The sequence below is a fragment of the Streptomyces sp. SID8374 genome, assembly GCF_009865135.1.
In the GTDB taxonomy this organism is placed as follows: domain Bacteria; phylum Actinomycetota; class Actinomycetes; order Streptomycetales; family Streptomycetaceae; genus Streptomyces.
Genome location: NZ_WWGH01000001.1, coordinates 4315342 through 4332689 on the forward strand (window position 1 = coordinate 4315342; position 17348 = coordinate 4332689).

General features: G+C 71.1%; 15 protein-coding genes and 1 riboswitch. Of the genes, 7 read left to right on the plus strand and 8 right to left on the minus strand.

From position 1 onward, the window contains the following. Positions 1-10 precede the first annotated feature (10 nt). Positions 11-1633 (minus strand): M4 family metallopeptidase, encoded by a 1623-nt coding sequence (locus GTY67_RS19125; protein WP_161279464.1) that lies wholly within the window; start codon positions 1631-1633, stop codon positions 11-13. A 288-nt stretch (positions 1634-1921) separates the two neighbouring features. Continuing rightward, entirely contained in the window at positions 1922-2497 is a 576-nt protein-coding gene (locus GTY67_RS19130) for a TerD family protein (RefSeq protein WP_093694003.1), read from the minus strand. 194 nt (positions 2498-2691) lie between these two features. On the opposite strand from GTY67_RS19130, the gene arfB reads away from it, so the two are divergent. Continuing rightward, positions 2692-3126, plus strand: coding sequence for an alternative ribosome rescue aminoacyl-tRNA hydrolase ArfB (gene arfB / locus GTY67_RS19135; protein ID WP_030088019.1), 435 nt, complete (start codon positions 2692-2694; stop codon positions 3124-3126). Between the two features lie 113 nt (positions 3127-3239). Here the strand turns inward: arfB and GTY67_RS19140 are convergent, their stop codons facing one another. Next, positions 3240-3746 carry a flavin reductase family protein gene (locus GTY67_RS19140; protein ID WP_093694004.1) on the minus strand — a complete coding sequence of 169 codons (507 nt, stop codon included), beginning with the start codon at positions 3744-3746 and terminating at the stop codon, positions 3240-3242. Between the two features lie 396 nt (positions 3747-4142). Here GTY67_RS19140 and cdgB point away from each other — a divergent pair, with 396 nt between their 5' ends. Beyond that, positions 4143-5798, plus strand: a complete 1656-nt coding sequence (gene cdgB, locus GTY67_RS19145) for a diguanylate cyclase CdgB (RefSeq protein ID WP_161279465.1) — start codon at positions 4143-4145, stop codon at positions 5796-5798. Between the two features lie 143 nt (positions 5799-5941). Next, a complete protein-coding gene (locus GTY67_RS19150; RefSeq protein ID WP_093694006.1) occupies positions 5942-6937 on the plus strand; it encodes a CBM35 domain-containing protein in 996 nt (331 codons plus the stop codon). 77 nt (positions 6938-7014) lie between these two features. On the opposite strand, the gene GTY67_RS19155 is transcribed toward GTY67_RS19150, so the two are convergent. The 3 genes from GTY67_RS19155 to GTY67_RS19165 all read right to left on the minus strand — a co-directional run bounded on the left by GTY67_RS19155 (position 7015) and on the right by GTY67_RS19165 (position 10182). Then, entirely contained in the window at positions 7015-7941 is a 927-nt protein-coding gene (locus GTY67_RS19155) for a 1-phosphofructokinase family hexose kinase (protein WP_161279466.1), read from the minus strand. Between the two features lie 151 nt (positions 7942-8092). Next, the gene (gene nagA / locus GTY67_RS19160; protein WP_161279467.1) at positions 8093-9250 is read right to left on the minus strand and encodes an N-acetylglucosamine-6-phosphate deacetylase; all 1158 of its coding nucleotides are present in this window, start codon (positions 9248-9250) and stop codon (positions 8093-8095) included. Next, complete coding sequence (locus GTY67_RS19165) at positions 9250-10182, minus strand: ROK family protein (protein WP_093694009.1); 933 nt, start codon at positions 10180-10182, stop codon at positions 9250-9252. Before GTY67_RS19165 ends, nagA begins: the two co-directional genes overlap by 1 nt. 397 nt (positions 10183-10579) lie before the next feature. Between GTY67_RS19165 and GTY67_RS19170 the strand changes: the two genes are divergently transcribed. The 3 genes from GTY67_RS19170 to otsB all read left to right on the plus strand — a co-directional run bounded on the left by GTY67_RS19170 (position 10580) and on the right by otsB (position 13170). Continuing rightward, entirely contained in the window at positions 10580-11857 is a 1278-nt protein-coding gene (locus GTY67_RS19170; RefSeq protein ID WP_093694010.1) for an extracellular solute-binding protein, read from the plus strand. 42 nt (positions 11858-11899) lie between these two features. Then, positions 11900-12160, plus strand: coding sequence for a DUF3263 domain-containing protein (locus GTY67_RS19175; RefSeq protein WP_093694011.1), 261 nt, complete (start codon positions 11900-11902; stop codon positions 12158-12160). Between the two features lie 152 nt (positions 12161-12312). Next, entirely contained in the window at positions 12313-13170 is an 858-nt protein-coding gene (otsB, locus tag GTY67_RS19180) for a trehalose-phosphatase (RefSeq protein WP_093694012.1), read from the plus strand. A gap of 52 nt (positions 13171-13222) precedes the next feature. Here otsB and GTY67_RS19185 read toward each other — a convergent pair whose 3' ends face one another. Together GTY67_RS19185 and GTY67_RS19190 are read right to left on the minus strand one after the other, a co-directional pair. Beyond that, positions 13223-14614, minus strand: coding sequence for a trehalose-6-phosphate synthase (locus tag GTY67_RS19185; protein ID WP_093694013.1), 1392 nt, complete (start codon positions 14612-14614; stop codon positions 13223-13225). 148 nt (positions 14615-14762) lie between these two features. Next, entirely contained in the window at positions 14763-15713 is a 951-nt protein-coding gene (locus GTY67_RS19190; RefSeq protein ID WP_161279468.1) for a glucosyl-3-phosphoglycerate synthase, read from the minus strand. A 164-nt stretch (positions 15714-15877) separates the two neighbouring features. Beyond that, positions 15878-16005, plus strand: a riboswitch (SAM riboswitch). 18 nt (positions 16006-16023) lie between these two features. Between GTY67_RS19190 and thrC the strand changes: the two genes are divergently transcribed. After that, positions 16024-17319, plus strand: a complete 1296-nt coding sequence (gene thrC, locus GTY67_RS19195) for a threonine synthase (RefSeq protein ID WP_093694015.1) — start codon at positions 16024-16026, stop codon at positions 17317-17319. Positions 17320-17348: the final 29 nt, after the last annotated feature.

The window sequence follows — 17348 nt, forward strand, 5'->3', positions numbered from 1 at the left end:
ACCGCAGGTGTTACTTGACGTTGACCCCGGTCCAGGTGGCCGAGACCGCCTTCAGCTCCTCGCTGTCCGCGCCGAACAGGTCGGTCGCCGCCTTCTCGGTCGCGACGCGCGCGCCCGCGTAGTCGGTGGTGGAGGTCATGTAGACGGAGAGCGCCTTGTACCAGATCTGGTACGCCTTCTCCCGGCCGATGCCCGTCAGCGTGGAGCCGTCGGAGGTCGGGGAGTCGTAGTCGACGCCGTTGATCGTCTTCTTCCCGCTGCCCTCGGCGAGCAGGTAGAAGAAGTGGTTGGCGACGCCGGAGGAGTGGTGGACGTCCAGGTTGCCGAGGTCCTCGTCCCAGTAGTCGGCCGAGCTGCCGTCCTTGCTGGGCTGGTCCATGTAGCGCAGCGGGGTGCCGTCGCCGTTGATGTCGATCTTCTCGCCGATGAGGTAGTCCCCGGCGTCCGAGGCGTTGTCGGCGAAGAACTCCACCGAGGTGCCGAGGATGTCGCTGGTCGCCTCGTTGAGACCGCCGGACTCGCCCGCGTAGTCCAGGTTGGCGGTGGCGGAGGTGAGGCCGTGGGTCATCTCGTGGCCCGCGACGTCGATGGCGGTGAGCGCGTTCTTGTTGCCCTCGCCGTCGCCGTACGTCATGCAGAAGCAGCTGTCGTCCCAGAAGGCGTTGACGTACGCGTTGCCGTAGTGGACGCGGGAGTAGGCGGCCTTGCCGTCGCCCGCGATGCCGTCCCGGCCGAGCGCCGTCTTGTAGAAGTCCCAGGTCTTCGCGGCGCCGTAGTGGGCGTCGACGGCGGCGGTCTGCCGGTCCTCGCCCGTGCCGTCGCCCCAGGTGTCGTCGTCGTCCGTGACGAGTTCGCCGGTGCCTGAGGAGCCCTGGTTCAGGTCGTACGTCTTGTGGCCGCCGCGGTCGCCGTCGGTCAGCTCGAAGCCGGAGCCGCTCTTCGTGGTGCTGAGTTCGACCTCGCCGCTGTACTGGCTGTGGCCGGTGCCGGTCTCGATCGCCTCGTAGCTGTGCAGCTTCTTGCCGGTCGTGGCGTCGGTGATGGTGTGGACGCGGCTGGGCGTGCCGTCCTTCTGCACACCGGTCTTGACGGTCTCGAAGGCGAGGACGGGGTTCCCGTCGCCGCCCGCCCAGATGACCTTGCGGGCGTCGGCCGCCGCGCTCTTCAGCTTCGGTGTGGTCGAGGCCACGGCTATCTTCGCGTCCGTCGCCTTGTCGACGCTCTTGAGCGTGCCGTCGGCGGCGGTGTGGGTGACGAGGTCGCCGCCGAGGACGGGCAGGCCGTCGTAGGTGCGCTCGTAGCGGGTGTGGACGGTGCCCTTGGCGTCGGTGATGACGTCACGGACGATCAGCTTCTCGCTGCCGCCGAGCTTCAGGGCCTTCGCCGCCGAAGCGGTCTCGGCCTGCGCCGACTTGATGGCCGTGGCGCGCTGGGCCGAGGAGTTGACGCCGAGCGCGGCGGCCGTGGAGGGCGCCGCCGAGGGGGCGTCGCTCCCGCCGGGGGTGGCGACCGCGGAACCGGTCTGCACTCCGGCGACCACCATCGCGGCGACCGCCGCGAGTGCTGCGAGCCGACGGGTGGTGCGAGTGGTCCGCGCGGTGCGGGAGTTGTGGGGGGTGGTGTGGAGGTTCATGTGTGTTCTCCGTTGGTCGTCCTGTGGGGGGACTACGAGCGGAGAGCGTGCCACCGAATGAGCGAAGTTGACGGTGTGCCGACAATTACCTCACAACTTTTTGACCAGTTCTTGTCCGACTGGGGTGCCCGGGTGTCCGGTATTCGGTGGGCTGGAGTGATTTCGCTGTGCCGTACACGGTGCCGTACATGCGAATTGACGTCACGTCATGTCACACGCGGGAAGCCCCCGGCCGCGCAGGCGGCCGGGGGCTCCCGGTGAAGATGTGGAGACGAGGTGCGGCTCGGGTCAGAGGTTGACGCCGAAGTCGCGGGCGATGCCGCTGAGGCCGGAGGCGTAACCCTGGCCGACCGCGCGGAACTTCCACTCGGCACCGTTGCGGTAGAGCTCGCCGAAGACCATGGCGGTCTCGGTGGCGGCGTCCTCGCTCAGGTCGTAGCGGGCGATCTCGGCGCCGCCTGCCTGGTTGAGGATGCGGATGAACGCGTTGCGGACCTGGCCGAAGTTCTGGCTGCGGGTCTCGGCGTCGTAGATGGAGACCGGGAAGACGATCTTGTCGACGTCGGCCGGCAGACCCGCCAGGTTGACGTTGATCTGCTCGTCGTCGCCCTCGCCCTCACCCGTGACGTTGTCACCGGTGTGCACGATGGTCTGGTCCGGCGTCGACTTGTTGTTGAAGAAGACGAAGTGGCCGTCGGAGACGACCTTGCCGTCGGTGTTGACCGCGATCGCCGAGGCGTCGAGGTCGAAGTCGGTGCCGGTGGTGGTGCGGACGTCCCAGCCGAGGCCGACCGTGACGGCGGTCAGGCCCGGGGCCTCCTTGGTGAGCGAGACGTTGCCGCCCTTGGACAGGCTTACAGCCATGGGAAGTCCCTTTCCTCGTCGTGTGCGGGCGTTCGTGCCATCACGAAAGCTACCGTCACCCGTCATAACGCAGTCAGCAGACCATGAGGTTCCTGTTCTCTTTACTTTCTTTGCCGAACTTCCTCCTGAAGAGGCGTCGGAAACGGGGAGTCCGGCGCAAAAGAAGGTGACGGACCGGGCGTGGAGCGGGGAACATGGGTGTCATGTCCGGGCCCTATGTCATCCGCGGCTCGGTCTCCCTCCCGGAGGCCGAGCTCATGTGGCGTTTCTCGCGCTCCTCCGGGCCCGGCGGCCAGCACGTCAACACCAGCGACTCCCAGGTGGAGCTGCGCTTCGACCTCGCGGCGACCGACGCGCTCCCCGAGGTGTGGAAGGCGCGGGCGCTGGAGCGGCTGGCGGGCAGGCTGGTGGGTGGGGTCGTCTCCGTACGGGCCTCCGAGCACCGCTCCCAGTGGCGCAACCGCGAGACGGCCGCCGTCCGGCTCGCGGCCCTCCTGGCCGAGGCCACGGCGCCGCCGCCCAAGCCGCGCATCAAGCGCAAGATCCCGCGCGGGATCAACGAGCGCCGGCTGCGCGAGAAGAAGCAGCGCGGCGACACCAAGCGCGGCCGCTCGGGCCGGGACTGGTAGCGCGGACGGGGCCCAGGCCCCCGGCGCCGACGGGCGGGGCCCACGCGCCCGGCGCCGGCACACCCACCGGGGCCGCTCCCTTCAGGGTCCCTGGAGGGTCCCCCAAGGGGCCGTCACCCCAGATGCCGGTAGCGCCCCTTGAAGTACGTCAGCGGGTCGCCCTCCGGGCTCGGCAGCTCCGCCGTCAGCACCCGCCCGATCACCAGGGTGTGGTCACCGGCCACCACGCGCTGCTCCGTACGGCACTCCAGCGTGGCCAGCGCCCCGCCGATCAGGGGCGCGTGGCTCACCTCGCCCCGTACGTACGCCAGGTCCTGGAAGAGCAGCCGGTCGCTGATCCGGCCCTTCATGGCGAACCGCCCCGCGATGTGCCGCTGGCTCGCCGCCAGGACGGAGACGGCCCACAGGGGCTGCTCGTCTAGCAGGTCGTCCATCCGGGAGCCGTTGCGCAGGCTCACCATCACCAGGGGCGGGTCCAGGGAGACGGACATGAAGGCGGTGGCCGTCATCCCGACGTCCTCGCCGCGGCCCTCCTCGTCGAGGGGCGGCTCCTGCGCGGTGACCAGCACCACTCCGGCGGCCAGCCGCGCGAGTGCTGCGCGGAACTCGTCGTTGCTCACCCCCTCAGCATGGGGGATGGGCTCGGGGCGCGGGGTGGCGGGAGTCGTCTGGAGCACACGGGAAACGCTAACCGCGCGTAGCGGCCGCGGCATCGGGCCAGGGGACCAGGCAGGTCCTAGGACCTGAGCCCGACCGGGTTCGGGGGGCCACGCGCGTCCGGCCTCCGGATCATGGCCGAATACACGCGGCCGGATTTGCGCCAGGGAAACGACGGAACGCCCGAAGAGTCACCCCAACCCCTGAACCATCTGTTGTGACTTGAGTCACAGAGTCCATTTTCTGCTGACCCTGTGTACCGGGTGCACAGCTCACTGTGATTCAGTGGCCGTGACACTGCAACAAGTACGTCGATATGAAACCTGGAGTTGCTGTCGAGGTCTCGGGGAGTGCGAGCAATGGAGGCCGAGTCGGAGCCCTACGTCCGCCTTGCGACCATGCGGCAGCTGCACCAGGCCGTCGCTGATCTCAACACGGCGCGGAGTCTGGCGGACACGTTGCAGACCGTGGCGGACGGCATCGTCACCGGTCTCGGCTACGAGCTGGGCTGCGTCAACCTGGTCCGGCCCGACGGCGACCTCGTCATCGCCGCCTTCGCGGGCAACGCCGCCGCCGAGGCCCTGATCACCGGCCGCGTCGGCTCCCGCGCCTCCTGGGAGCGCCGGCTCTCCATGGGCGAGTCCTGGGACCAGCTGCGGTTCATCCCGCACACCGAGGGCTGGGTCCTCCTCGACGACGACGTACCGCAGTGGCACACCGAGGGCCCCGAGCCCCGGTTCGAGGACGAGTGGCACCCCCTGGACCGGCTCTACGCCCCGATGTACGCCTCCGGGGGCGGACGGGACCTCCTGGGGGTCATATCCGTCGACCGTCCGCGCAACGGGCGCCGCCCCGGCGCATGGGGGCGCGAAGCGCTCCAGATGTACGCCTCCCAGGCCGCCATTGCGATCAGTAACGCTCGCCTCCGAGCAAACATGCAGCGCGCCCTGGTCAGGCTCGAACGCGAACAGCAGGCGCTGCGGGCCAGCGAGGAGTCCTTCCGCCAGGCCTTCGAGTACGCGCCCAGCGGGATGGCCATCGCCGAGATGGGCGGCGACCAGCACGGCCGGCTGCTGCGCACCAACGACGCCCTGTGCCGGCTGCTCGGCCGCCCCGCCTCCGTACTGCGCCGCTACTCCTTCGCCGACCTGGTCCACCCCGAGGACATCGGCACCCTGCTGCGCACCTCCGCCGAGGGCGGCCGGGCCGAGCTGCGGCTCGGGCGGCGGGACGGGACGTACCTCTGGGTCTCCCTGCGCAACTCGGTCGTCGCCGACACGGCGGACGGGCCGCGCTTCCTCCTCACCCACATCGAGGACATAGAGGAGCGCAAGCGCCACGAGCTGAACCTCGCCCACCGCGCCTCGCACGACGCGCTCACCGGCCTCCCCAACAGCGCCGAGCTGAAGTCCCGCCTCAGCGCCCGGATCTGCGAGCGGCCGAACTCCCCGGCCGCCACCGCGATCGAGGCGCTGGACGCGGCGTACGGGGACGTCGAGTCGTCCCTCACCCACGGCTACCAGGCCGACGGGTACGAGGGGGAGGTGGCGCCCGGCGGCGGGCTCTACGACCACCATGTGCACACGGTCGCCCCCGACGCGGAGCACGACGACGGCACGAAGGGGCTCGCGGTCCTCTTCTGCGACCTCGACGGCTTCAAGTCCATCAACGACCGCTTCGGCCACCACACGGGTGACGCGGTTCTCATAGAGGTCGCGCGGCGGCTGTCCACCTGCGTCCGGGACGGCGACACGGTCGCGCGGCTCGGAGGTGACGAATTCGTCGTTCTCGCGGACGGCCTCGGGGCGGCGGACGCCGCTGACCTGGCCGTACGTCTGCGAAATGCCATCATTCCGCCCATAAGGGTCGACGGGCGCGCCGTCCGGGTCGGGGCGAGTTTCGGCATCGGCTGGGCCGAGTGCGGGATGAGCGTGGAAGAGGTCCTGCGCTCCGCCGACCAGCGGATGTACGTCGAGAAGCGGTCCCGCTCGAAGGTTCACCGCAGGGCCGGCTGACGTTCATGAACGCTTCCCTCCCCTGCCCCGTACCCCCTCCGCCCGGCCCGTCCGGTCCGTGATCGCAATTCGGGCTGTGCTCCGTTCGAGGTAGGCTCGGCCGGTCGGCGACGGCTGGCGACATGGTGAGGAGTGACCCAGGGATGACGGCCGGAAACAACGGCGCGAGCAAGCCCGAGGACGACGATCCGTTCGGCTATCTGTACGCGGACGGACAAGCGGCAGGCGCCCAGCCGCCCGGTCAGGGCGGCTACGGCTACCCGGGTCCGGCCGCGCAGCCGGGCGTGCCCAGGACGTCGTACAACCAGGTGCGCACGGTCGGTGAGCGCCAGTACGGGCAGCACCAGGTGCCGCCGCAGCACGGTTACGGCTACCCGCCCCAGCAGGCTTACGGCCAGCAGCCCCAGCAGCAGTACAACGCGCCGAACCCGCAGTACGCGGCCCCCGAGACCTACCCGGGCGGCGCGACCACCGCACAGCACGGCTCCGTGCCGGGCGGCGGCGGCTCCGGCGGCCGGGGCGGCCCGAACACCAAGGCGCTGCTGATCGCGGCGGTCGCCGTGGTCGCGGTCGTCCTCATCGGCATCGGCGCCGCGCTGCTCTCGGGCAACGAGGGCGACAAGGACAAGAAGAACGAGGCCGTGTCTTCGGAGGGCCCCGCCGACAAGGCCGAGGAGTCCGGCAAGCCGGAGAAGAAGCCCGAGGAGACTCCGAAGCCGGTCGAACTCCCGAAGCAGGACGCGGCGACGCTGACGCTGGGCGGGCCCGCCACGGTGGACAAATCCATCGAAGGGGCCCAGGGGGTGAACGGAACGTACGTCACCGGTTTCAACGAGGTCGGCTCTTCCGTGACCTGGCGGGCGGAGATGAAGACCGAGGGGTCCTACCGCCTCTCCGTGCGCTACGCCGTCCCGGCCAAGGACGCCGACGCCACACTGACGGTCAACGGCAAGAAGAACAGCCAGCCGATCGGCCTGAAGAACTTCATCAAGTCCTCCGACCCGGCGTGGGAGAAGAACTGGCAGACCACCTGGGCGCCGGTCGACCTCAAGAAGGGCGAGAACGAGATCAAGATCTCGTGCGAGGACGGCAACCAGTGCGACGTGCTGCTGGACTGGCTGGAAGTCACCCAGAGCTGAAGCCTTCGCCCTCGATGTCCTGTGAACGGCCCGTCGACTTCCTCGGCGGGCCGTTTTCCGTTGTCCCGTCTCCCCGGTCAGGCCGCTTCGCCCGTGCTCTCCACCCTCACCCGCGGCAGCAGCTCCGCATACGCCGCCGCGTCGAACTCTCCCGCCGTCGGGGCCAGCACCGTAGCCGTCGACAGGGCCACCGCCCGGGCGAGCCGATCGGGCCAGTCCAGCCCTTCGGCCAGGGCGGAGAGCAGGCCGGCCACCGCGGAGTCGCCCGCTCCGGTCGGGTTGCCGCGGACGGGGGCGGGCGGGGCGGCGCGCCAGGTGCCGTCCGGGGTGACGGCGAGGACGCCCTCGGGGCCCAGGGAGGCGATCACCGCGTGGGCGCCCCGGCGGCGGGCGTCGCGGGCGGCGCGCAGCGGTTCGCGGAAGCCGGTAAGCTGGGCCAGCTCGTCCGCGTTCGGCTTGACCAGGTCGGGGCGGGCGGCGATGCCCCGGCGCAGGGGTTCGCCGCTGGTGTCCAGGAGCACGGGTACGGCGGCGGCGCGGGCGATCCGGACCAGCTCGGCGTAGGCGCCGACGTGGATGCCGGGCGGCAGCGAGCCGCAGAGGGCCACCGCGTCGGCGGCCGCGACGAGCTCCTCGTACGTCCGCAGGAACGCGGCCCACTCGGCGGCGCTCACCTGCGGTCCGGCCTCGTTGAGCTGGGTGGTGTCGCCGGTGGAGCGGTCGGTGATCGCGAGCGTGCGGCGGGTGTTCCCGGCGACGGGGACGAGGGCGTCGCGCGGCGGGAGCGGGGCGAGGAGGTCGCGCAGGACGCCCCCGGTGGCCCCGCCGACGAAGCCGGTGACCACGCTCTCGTGGCCCAGCGCGCCCAGCACCCGGGCCACGTTGAGCCCCTTGCCGCCGGGGCGCTCGGTGACCTCGCCGACCCGGTGGCTGGCGTGCGGGACGAGCGCGTCGACGGTGTACGTCACGTCGAGTGCGGTGTTCAGAGTGACGGTCAGGATCATCTGGTCCGGCCACCTCCCTCGCTCTGTCGGTCCGCCGATCCGTGCGGCCCGCGGGTACGGGCCTGTTGATCATGCCAAAGGGAGGGCGGCCGGGCCCAGCCCTCGGGTCCGACCGCCATCTCTTCGTTACGTGCCCCTCGGGGGCGGGCGCTCACGCCGTCTTCGGCTCGATGATCCACTCGCCCTTGCGCATGACGCCCGCCAGCACGAAGTCCTCGTCGAGGACCACCAGGTCCGCGTCCTTGCCCGGCTCCAGCGAACCGACCCGGTCGTCGACGCCCAGGAGGCGGGCGGGGTTGGCCGAGATGGACCGTACGACGTCCTCCACGGAGATCTTGTCGATGGTGACGGCCCGGCGGAACGCGGTGTCCAGGGTGAGCGTGGAGCCCGCGATGGACCCGCCCTCCACCAGCCGGGCCACCCCGTCGGTGACCGAGACGGCGAGCGGGCCGAGCTGGTACTCCCCGTCGCCGAACCCGGCCGCGTCCATCGCGTCGGTGATCAGCGCGACCCGGCCGGCGCCCTTGTGGTGGTAGGCCAGCTCAAGGATCGCCGGGTGCAGATGCGTACCGTCGTTGATCAGCTCCACGGTGATCCGGTCGTCCTCCAGGAGCGCGGTGATCGGACCGGGCTCGCGGTGGGCGATCGGGGGCATCGCGTTGAACAGGTGCGTGGCGACGGTGGCGCCCGCGTCGATCGCCTCGACGGTCTGCTCGTACGTCGCGTCCGTGTGGCCGATCGCGGCGATGACCCCGTGCTCGGCGAGCAGCCGTACGGAGTCGATGCCGCCGGGCAGCTCGGTGGCGAGGGTGAACATCCGGGCGGTGCCCCGGGCCGCGTCCAGCAGCTTGCGGACCTCGGCCGGGTCCGGGTCGCGCAGCAGGTCCTCGCTGTGGGCGCCCTTGCGGCACGGCGAGATGAAGGGGCCCTCGAAGTGGATCCCGGCCAGGTCGCCCTGTTCGACCAGCTCGGAGAGGATCCCGGCGCGGCGGGCGAGGAAGTCCATCTCGCCGGTCACCGTGGAGGCGACCAGGGTGGTGGTGCCGTGCTCGCGGTGCGTACGGATGCCGTGCAGGACCTCGTCGACGGTGCCGGAGGTGAAGGAGGCCCCGCCGCCGCCGTGGTTGTGCATGTCCACGAAGCCGGGGACCACCCAGTGGCCGGGCAGGTCGATGACCCGGGCGTCCTCGGGGGCGGAGTCCGCGATCCGGGTGGACTCGACGGCCACCCGGCCGTCCTCCACGGTCCCGGTGGGAAGGACCACCCGGGCGCCCGCGAGGACCGTGCTGTCTGCTGCGCGTCCGGCCATCAGGCGGAAACCTCCGTGGAGAGTAGATCCCAGGCGAGCAGCCCCGCGCCCAGGCATCCGGCGGTGTCCCCGAGGGCCGCCGGGACGATGTGGGGCAGCTTCTGGAACGTGACGCGTTCCTCGACGGCCGCACGCAGTGGTGTGAACAAGGTTTCCCCGGCCTCGGCGAGACCGCCACCGATGATGAGCGTGCGCGGGTCCAGCAGGGTGAGCGCGGTGACGAGTCCGGCGGCGAGCGCGTCGACCGCGTCCCGCCAGACCGCGATCGCGGCCGGGTCGCCCGACTCGACGGCCTTCGCGCAGTCCGCGGCGTCCGCATCCGGGTCCCCGGAGGCGGCTGCCCAGGCCCGGGTCACCGCGGAGGCGGAGGCCAGGGTCTCCAGACAGCCGCGCTGGCCGCAGCCGCAGTCCGGTCCGTCGGGGCGGACCACGATGTGGCCGATCTCGCCCGCGTACCCGTGGGCGCCCGCCTCGATCTCGCCCGCGATCCCGATGGCCCCGGCGATCCCGGTGCCCAGCGGCACGAACAGGAACCGGTCGGCGCCCCGGCCCGCCCCGATGCGGCCCTCGGCGAGCCCTCCGGTGCGTACGTCGTGGCCGAGGGCGACCGGGATCCCGCCGAGGCGTTCGCCGAGCAGGGCGCGCAGCGGTACGTCGCGCCAGCCGAGGTTGGCGGCGTAGACCGCGATCCCCTTCTCGGCGTCGACGATGCCGGGCACGGCGACGCCCGCCGCGACGGCGGCCTCGCCGAAGTGCTCCTCGCCGTAGGCGCGCAGGTCCGCGGCGAACGCGAGGATCGTCTCGACGACCGCGTCGGCGCCGCGCTTCCGGCCGGTGGCCCGCCGCGCCTCATGGAGCAGCGTGCCGTCGGTCCCGACCAGCGCGGCCTTCATTCCGGTGCCGCCCACATCGAGGGCGATGACATGTCTCACGGGAGACAGTTTCGCCCGCCGACCCCTAAAAGGTCTAGTCCACTAGCGTGGTTTGTTGCGCACGCATACAAAACGATGAACGAGTGCAGGGTGACGGTTTCCTGCCGGAAAGCCACGAAATGGGCACCCGGATCAGAGGCCTGCCCGATCAATGGTCTGGACCAAGATACGTGTTCGGGGCCCCGACTGCCAGACCACGTAAGCCAGTTGTGGCCCCCGAGGTCCGTATACGTTGCCGAAGCGATACGCCTGTGGTGTAGACCTCCCCCTCCGCGATGGGGGAAAATCGCAGTTCATCCGGACGGTGGCAGGACGGGTGGCGGCACCGCGGCCGACCGATGGCGAGGTCCGCGCGGTGACGTCGCGCCACCGCCCGCGACCAGATGGATCAACGAGGATGGGCGAGGCTGTGCAGCGGCGCTTTACGGTTCTGACCGCGGTGGTGGCCGCGCTGGGTATGACGGCAACGTTGTCGGGTTGCGGCGGTGACAGCGGCACGGGCGACGTCACCCTCAAGCTGGTCGCCGCCGACTACGGCACCAGTTCGGCCAACAGCTCCGAGAAATACTGGAGCGGTGTCGCGGCGGGCTTCGAGAAGGAGAACCCCGGCATCAAGGTCGATGTCACCGTCCTCTCCTGGAAGGACGTCGACCGCAAGGTCGCGGAGATGGTGAAGGCGGGCAAGGCCCCCGACATCGCGCAGATCGGTGCGTACGCCGACTTCGCCAAGGCCGACAAGCTCTACAGCGTCGACCAGATGGTCTCCATCCGCACCCAGGCCAACTTCCTGCCCTCCCTCACGGACGCGGGCAAGGTCGACGGCACGCTGTACGGGCTCCCGTTCGTCGCCAGCACCCGGCTGCTCTTCTACAACGAGAAGCTCTTCGACCAGGCGGGCCTGGACGCCCCCGAGACCTGGGCCGACATCCAGAGCGGCGCCGCCGCGCTCAAGGCCAAGGGCGTCAAGTACCCCTTCGCCCTGCCGCTCGGCCAGGAGGAGGCCCAGGCCGAGACCATGATGTGGCTGCTGAGCAACAGCGGCGGTTACGTCGACGACGTCGGCCTGTACGACATCGACTCGGCCCAGAACATCGCCACGTTCACCTGGCTGCGGGACAACCTCGTCGGCAAGGGCCTCACCGGCCCCGTCGCCCCGGGCAAGCTGGACCGGGCCAAGGCCTTCGAGGCGTTCACCAAGGGCGAGGTCGGCATGCTCAACGGCCACCCCACGCTGATGGAGGAGGCCGAGGCCAAGGGCGTCAAGGTCGGCATGGTGCCGCTGCCCGGCGCCGAGGGCCCGACCAAGGGGTCGATGGGTGTCGCCGACTGGATGATGGGCTTCAAGCAGAACGGCAACCGCCAGGCGATCGGCAAGTTCTTCGACTACGCCTACTCCGACGAGAACGTGCTCGCCTTCGCCGACGAGTACGACCTGCTCCCGGTGACCGGCAGCGCCTCCGCCGAGATGGAGACCGACGCCAAGCACGCGAAGCTGCGCGAGTTCCTGGCGGCGCTGCCCAACTCCCAGCTACCTCCCTTCGGCAAGACGTCCTGGGCGACGGTGAGCGAGGCGATCAAGACGAACGTCGGCGAGGCGGTGGCCCCCGGCGGGAGCCCGGAGCGGGTGCTCGGGGCGATAGCGGCCGAGGCGACGAAGGCGGAGAGCGCGGAGTAGGCAGGTGGGCGCGGTGGGGTCGGGCGCGGTTAGGTTGGTTGTATGACCGCTTCCGACGCCGATCCCGCGCCTTCCCCTGCCGGGCTGTCCGACCGTGACCGTGCTCTGCTCGCGCTGGAGCGGAGGTCGTGGGCGGGGCCGGGGGCGAAGGAGCGGGCGATCCGGGAGGAGCTCGGGATCTCGCCGGTCCGCTACTTCCAGCTCCTCAACGCGCTGATCGAGGACGAGCGGGCGCTGCGGGAGGATCCGGTGACGGTGAACCGCCTGCGGCGGCTGCGGGCGGAGAGGCGCGAGCGGCGCTGAGCCTTTCGGGGGGCGCTGCCCCGGCCCCCCGCTCCTCAATCGCCGGAGGGGCTTGATTTTGCCGCCCCCGGCTTTCCCCTGCGGGGGGTGCGGGGCGGAGCCCCGGCCGGGCCCGGGCCCCGTAGCCCGCCGCACCCCGCTACGCTCACCCCATGGGCAGCCACTCCGTACAGCCGCCGATTCCGACCCCGACCACCCCGGCCGGCCGCGAGGGCCTGGACGCCATCCTCGCCCGCCCCGACCGCGCGGTCATCGCCCTCGACTTCGACGGCACCCTCGCCGACATCGTCCCCGACCCCGAACGCGCCCGCGCCCACCCCGGCGCCGTGGAGGCGCTCGCCGCACTCGCCCCCAAGGTCGCCTCGGTCGCCGTGATCACCGGCCGCCCCGCAGGCGTCGCCGTGCGCTACGGCGGCTTCGCGGGCGTCCCCGGCCTCGACCACCTCGTGGTCCTCGGCCACTACGGCGCCGAGCGCTGGGACGCCGCCACCGGCACCGTGAACGCCCCCGCCCCGCACCCCGGCGTCGCCGCCGCGCGGGCCGAACTCCCCGGCGTACTGCACAAGTTCGGCTCCTGGCACGGCACCTGGATCGAGGAGAAGGGGCAGGCCGTCGCCGTCCACACCCGCCGCGCCGCAGACCCGCAGGCGGCCTTCGAAACCCTGCGCGGCCCCCTCGGCGAGCTGGCCGCGCACCACGGGCTGATCCTCGAACCGGGCCGCCAGGTCCTGGAGTTGCGCCCGCCCGGCATGGACAAGGGCGTCGCGCTCGCCACGTACATCGACGAGGTCGACGCCGAGTCCGTCCTGTACGCGGGCGACGACCTCGGGGACCTCGCCGCCTTCGCCGCCGTGGAGAAGCTGCGCGGCGACGGCCCGGACGGCATCCCCGGCCTGCTGGTGTGCAGCGGCAGCGCCGAGGTGCCCGAACTGGCGGAGCGCGCCGACCTGTTGGTCCCCGGCCCGGCCGCCGTGGTGGACTTCCTGGCGGCCCTGGCGGACCGCCTCTAGGGCCAGGCGTCGCACGGCAGACGGCAGTTTGACGACAGGCCCTGGGCGCCCCTCACTCCTGCCGCAGCGCCTCCAGCTGGTCCAGGAACCACTGCTGCGGCGGGAGCGCGGTCGCCGCCTCCGCCAGCCGCTTCGTGCGGCCGGTCCGCTCCTCGGCGCTCATCGACAAAGCCTCGTGCAGCGCCTCCGCCGTGCCCACCACGTCGTACGGGTTCACCACGATCGCGTCCTCGCCCAGCTCCTCGTACGCCCCCGCCTCCCGCGACAGCACCAGCGCGCAGCCGTGGTCGGAGACGACGGGGACCTCCTTGGCGACCAGGTTCATGCCGTCCCGGATCGGGTTGACCAGGGCCACATCCGCCAGCCGGTACGCGGCGAGCGAGCGGGCGAAGTCGTCCTTCACATGGAGGACGACGGGCGTCCAACTCTCCGTGCCGTACTCCCCGTTGATCTCCGTTGCCAGAGTCTGCACCGCCGCCGTGTAGTCCCGGTAGACCGAGAGGTCCTGGCGGGAGGGGTAGGCGAAGGCCACGTGGACCACGCGCTCGCGCCACTCGGGGCGGGTCTCCAGCAGGGCCCGGTACGCGTGCAGGCCGCGCACGATGTTCTTGGACAGCTCGGTGCGGTCCACCCGGACGATGGTCTTCCGGCCCTCGCCCACCTGCTCCCGCAGCGCCTCCATGCGCTCGTCGACGTCCGCCTCCTGCGAGCGCCGCCGCAGGAAGTCCGCGTCCGCCCCCAGCCCGTGCACCCCGATCCTGGTGCGGCCCGTCCCGCCGAGGATCTCCGTACAGCAGCTGATGAACGCGTCCGCCCACCGCCGGGTCAGGAACGCGGCCCGGTCCGCGCCGAGGATGCCGCGCAGCAGCTGCTCGCCGATGTCGTCGGGCAGCAGCCGGAAGTAGTCCACCGGCGCCCACGGGGTGTGCGAGAAGTGGCCGATCCTCAGGTCCGGGCGCAGCTCGCGGAGCATCCCGGGGACCAGGGCCAGGTGGTAGTCCTGCACCAGCACCGCCGCCCCCGGCCCCGCCTCCTCGGCGAGCGCCCGGGCGAAGGCCCGGTTGTACGTCTCGTACGAGGCCCACTGGCGCCGGAACTCCGCGTCGAAGACCGGCTCCACGGGGGTCTGGTAGAGCAGGTGGTGGACGAACCAGAGCACCGAGTTGGCGATGCCGTTGTACGCGTCGGCGTGGACCTCGGCGTCGATGTCCAGCATCCGTACGCCCGGCTCACCGACCCCGCGCCGTACCGCCTCGCGGTCGCCGTCGCCGAGGGCCGCGCAGACCCAGAGCTTGTCGTCGACGGCGCTCAGCCCGGAGACGAGACCGCCCCCGCCGCGCTTGGCGTCGAGAGTCCCGTCCTCGCCGAGCGTGTACGTGATGGGGCCGCGGTTGGACGCGACGAGAACCTGGGCGGTGGAGGAGGGTGCGTGCTCGGAGACCATGTAGCGGAACCTAGCCCGTAAGGGAAGCCGCCAAACGCCTCAGGGCCCCCGGCCGCTCAAGCCTCACGCGCCCCACGCCTCCTACCGCCCGCGCCTCACGCCGCCCACCGCGCCCGCGCACACCTCAGAGCCGCCGGAGCCCCGCGCCTCACGCCGCCCACCGCTCCGCGTACTCCTCGATCTCCCGCATCGGCGGCCGCTCCTCCGTGTCCACCGCATGGGTGCGCGGCACGAACCCCTCCTCGCCCCGCTCGAACTGCGTCAGCGCGGGCCGCACCAGATGGCCCCGGGAGAGCCGCAGCTGCGCCGTGCGGTAGATCGCCGCGGCCATCCGGCCCAGCGCCTGCCCGTCCTGGTGGCGGTGGCGCCGCACCCCCACGTCGACCTGGCCCAGCGCGTCCAGATCCACGGTGTGCAGGGCGTCGACGAGGAGCCCCAGCTCCACCCCGTAACCGACCGGGAACGGCAGCCGCTCCAGCAAGGACCGCCGCACCGCGTACTCGCCGCCCAGCGGCTGTACGAAGCCGGCCAGCTGCGGCCAGTGCAGATTGAGCAGCGGGCGTGCCACCAATTCGGTGACGCGGCCGCCCTGACCTGCGCTGTCGCCGAGCGGACGGTCGTACATCGCCTTGACGAACTGGACCGCGGGGTCCGTGAGCAGCGGGCCCACCGTCCCCGAGACGAAGTCCGCCGAGAAGTCCTTGAGGTCGGCGTCGACGAAGCAGACGATCTCGCCGCTGGTGACCAGGAGCGACCGCCACAGCACCTCGCCCTTGCCGGGCAGGGCCGGGATCCGGGGCAGGATCGCGTCCCGGTGCACCACCCGGGCGCCCGCCGCGCGCGCCACGGCGGCGGTGGCGTCGGTGGAACCGGAGTCGATCACCACCAGCTCGTCGACCAGCCGGACCTTCTCCATCAGCTCCCGCCGGATCGTCGCCACGATGGCGCCGACCGTGGCCTCCTCGTTCAGCGCGGGCAGCACCACACTCACCGACGTACGGTGAGGGTCGGCGGCCCGGGCGTCGGTGAGCCGGTTCAGCGGGCGGTCGGCGGACGACCAGGAACGCCTGGTCAGCCAGCGTTCCACCTCTTCGAGCACGGTCGGAACTCCTTGCGTGTGAGCGGTATGTGATCCATCTCGCCGTTCGGACGACTATCTCAACAGTCCGGTCCTTCGGTTACAGTCTTGAACAACGCGGATGACCGTCGCATGTCGGGGTCCGTCCGCACACAAACGCCTGGATCGAAGATCCAGTGCCACAGAGCTCATCCAGAGGGACTGAGGGAACGGCCCGTTGAAGTCCCGGCAACCCTCCTACCGGCCGCGAGGTCACGGTGGGGAAGGTGCCAATTCCGTCTTGTGGCGAAATGCGCCGCAAGGAAGATGAGGAGAAAGGGCCTCCGCCATCATGGCTGTTCAGACCATTGCAGGTAATGCCACCACCGCCCCCGTGGACCTCGGTCCCGCCGCGGCGCTTTCCTGCCGCGAGTGCGGCGAGCGTTTCGAGCTCGGCCCCCTTTTCGCCTGTGCGTCCTGTTTCGGACCACTGGAAGTGGCGTACGACCTGCCGACCGGTTCCGCCGAGGAGCTGAAGAAGCGCATCGAGGCCGGTCCGAACAACATCTGGCGCTACGCCCCGCTGCTGCCGGTGCCCGCCGATGTCGCGGAGAAGCCCAATATCAACCCCGGTTTCACCAAGCTGGTCAAGGCCGACAACCTCGCCCGTGAGCTGGGCGTCACCGGCGGCCTGTACGTCAAGGACGACTCCGGCAACCCGACGCACTCCTTCAAGGACCGTGTCGTCGCGATCGCCGTCGAGGCCGCCCGCGCCTTCGGCTTCACCACCCTGTCCTGCTCCTCCACGGGCAACCTGGCCGGTGCCGTCGGTGCCGCCGCCGCCCGCGCCGGACTGCGCTCCTGCGTCTTCATCCCGCACGACCTGGAGCAGGGCAAGGTCGTCATGGCCGCGGTGTACGGCGGTGAGCTGGTCGGCATCGAGGGCAACTACGACGACGTCAACCGCTTCTGCTCCGAGCTCATCGGCGACCCGCTCGGCGAGGGCTGGGGCTTCGTCAACGTCAACCTGCGCCCGTACTACGGCGAGGGCTCCAAGACCCTGGCGTACGAGATCTGCGAGCAGCTCGGCTGGAAGCTGCCCGACCAGATCGTCATCCCGATCGCGTCCGGCTCCCAGCTGACGAAGATCGACAAGGGGTTCCAGGAGCTGATCAAGCTCGGCCTGGTCGAGGACAGGCCGTACAAGATCTTCGGCGCCCAGGCCGAGGGCTGCTCGCCGGTCTCCGCCGCCTTCAAGGCCGGGCACGACGTCGTACGGCCCCAGAAGCCGAACACCATCGCCAAGTCCCTGGCCATCGGCAACCCGGCGGACGGCCCGTACGTCCTGGACATCGCCCGCCGCACCGGCGGCGCCGTGGAGGACGTGAACGACGAGCAGGTCGTCGACGCGATCAAGCTGCTGGCGCGCACCGAGGGCATCTTCGGCGAGACGGCGGGCGGCGTGACGCTCGGCGTGACCAAGAAGCTCATCGAGGCGGGCGTGATCGACCCGGCGCTCACCACCGTCGTCCTGAACACCGGTGACGGCCTCAAGACCCTCGACGCGGTCTCCGCGACCTCGCAGGCGACGGCCACCATCAAGCCGAGCCTGGACGCCTTCCGCGCCGCGGGCCTCGCCTCCGCCTGACGACCCACCGCACCGAGACCGAAGCAAGA

Bases quoted from the DNA above. Each gene is read 5' to 3' on its own strand.
- GTY67_RS19125 (WP_161279464.1), bottom strand. From the start codon at position 1,633: ATGAACCTCCACACCACCCCCCACAACTCCCGCACCGCGCGGACCACT.
- GTY67_RS19130 (WP_093694003.1), bottom strand. From the start codon at position 2,497: ATGGCTGTAAGCCTGTCCAAGGGCGGCAACGTCTCGCTCACCAAGGAG.
- arfB (WP_030088019.1), top strand. From the start codon at position 2,692: ATGGGTGTCATGTCCGGGCCCTATGTCATCCGCGGCTCGGTCTCCCTC.
- cdgB (WP_161279465.1), top strand. From the start codon at position 4,143: ATGGAGGCCGAGTCGGAGCCCTACGTCCGCCTTGCGACCATGCGGCAG.
- GTY67_RS19150 (WP_093694006.1), top strand. From the start codon at position 5,942: ATGACGGCCGGAAACAACGGCGCGAGCAAGCCCGAGGACGACGATCCG.
- GTY67_RS19155 (WP_161279466.1), bottom strand. From the start codon at position 7,941: ATGATCCTGACCGTCACTCTGAACACCGCACTCGACGTGACGTACACC.
- nagA (WP_161279467.1), bottom strand. From the start codon at position 9,250: ATGGCCGGACGCGCAGCAGACAGCACGGTCCTCGCGGGCGCCCGGGTG.
- GTY67_RS19170 (WP_093694010.1), top strand. From the start codon at position 10,580: ATGGGCGAGGCTGTGCAGCGGCGCTTTACGGTTCTGACCGCGGTGGTG.
- GTY67_RS19175 (WP_093694011.1), top strand. From the start codon at position 11,900: ATGACCGCTTCCGACGCCGATCCCGCGCCTTCCCCTGCCGGGCTGTCC.
- otsB (WP_093694012.1), top strand. From the start codon at position 12,313: ATGGGCAGCCACTCCGTACAGCCGCCGATTCCGACCCCGACCACCCCG.
- GTY67_RS19185 (WP_093694013.1), bottom strand. From the start codon at position 14,614: ATGGTCTCCGAGCACGCACCCTCCTCCACCGCCCAGGTTCTCGTCGCG.
- thrC (WP_093694015.1), top strand. From the start codon at position 16,024: ATGGCTGTTCAGACCATTGCAGGTAATGCCACCACCGCCCCCGTGGAC.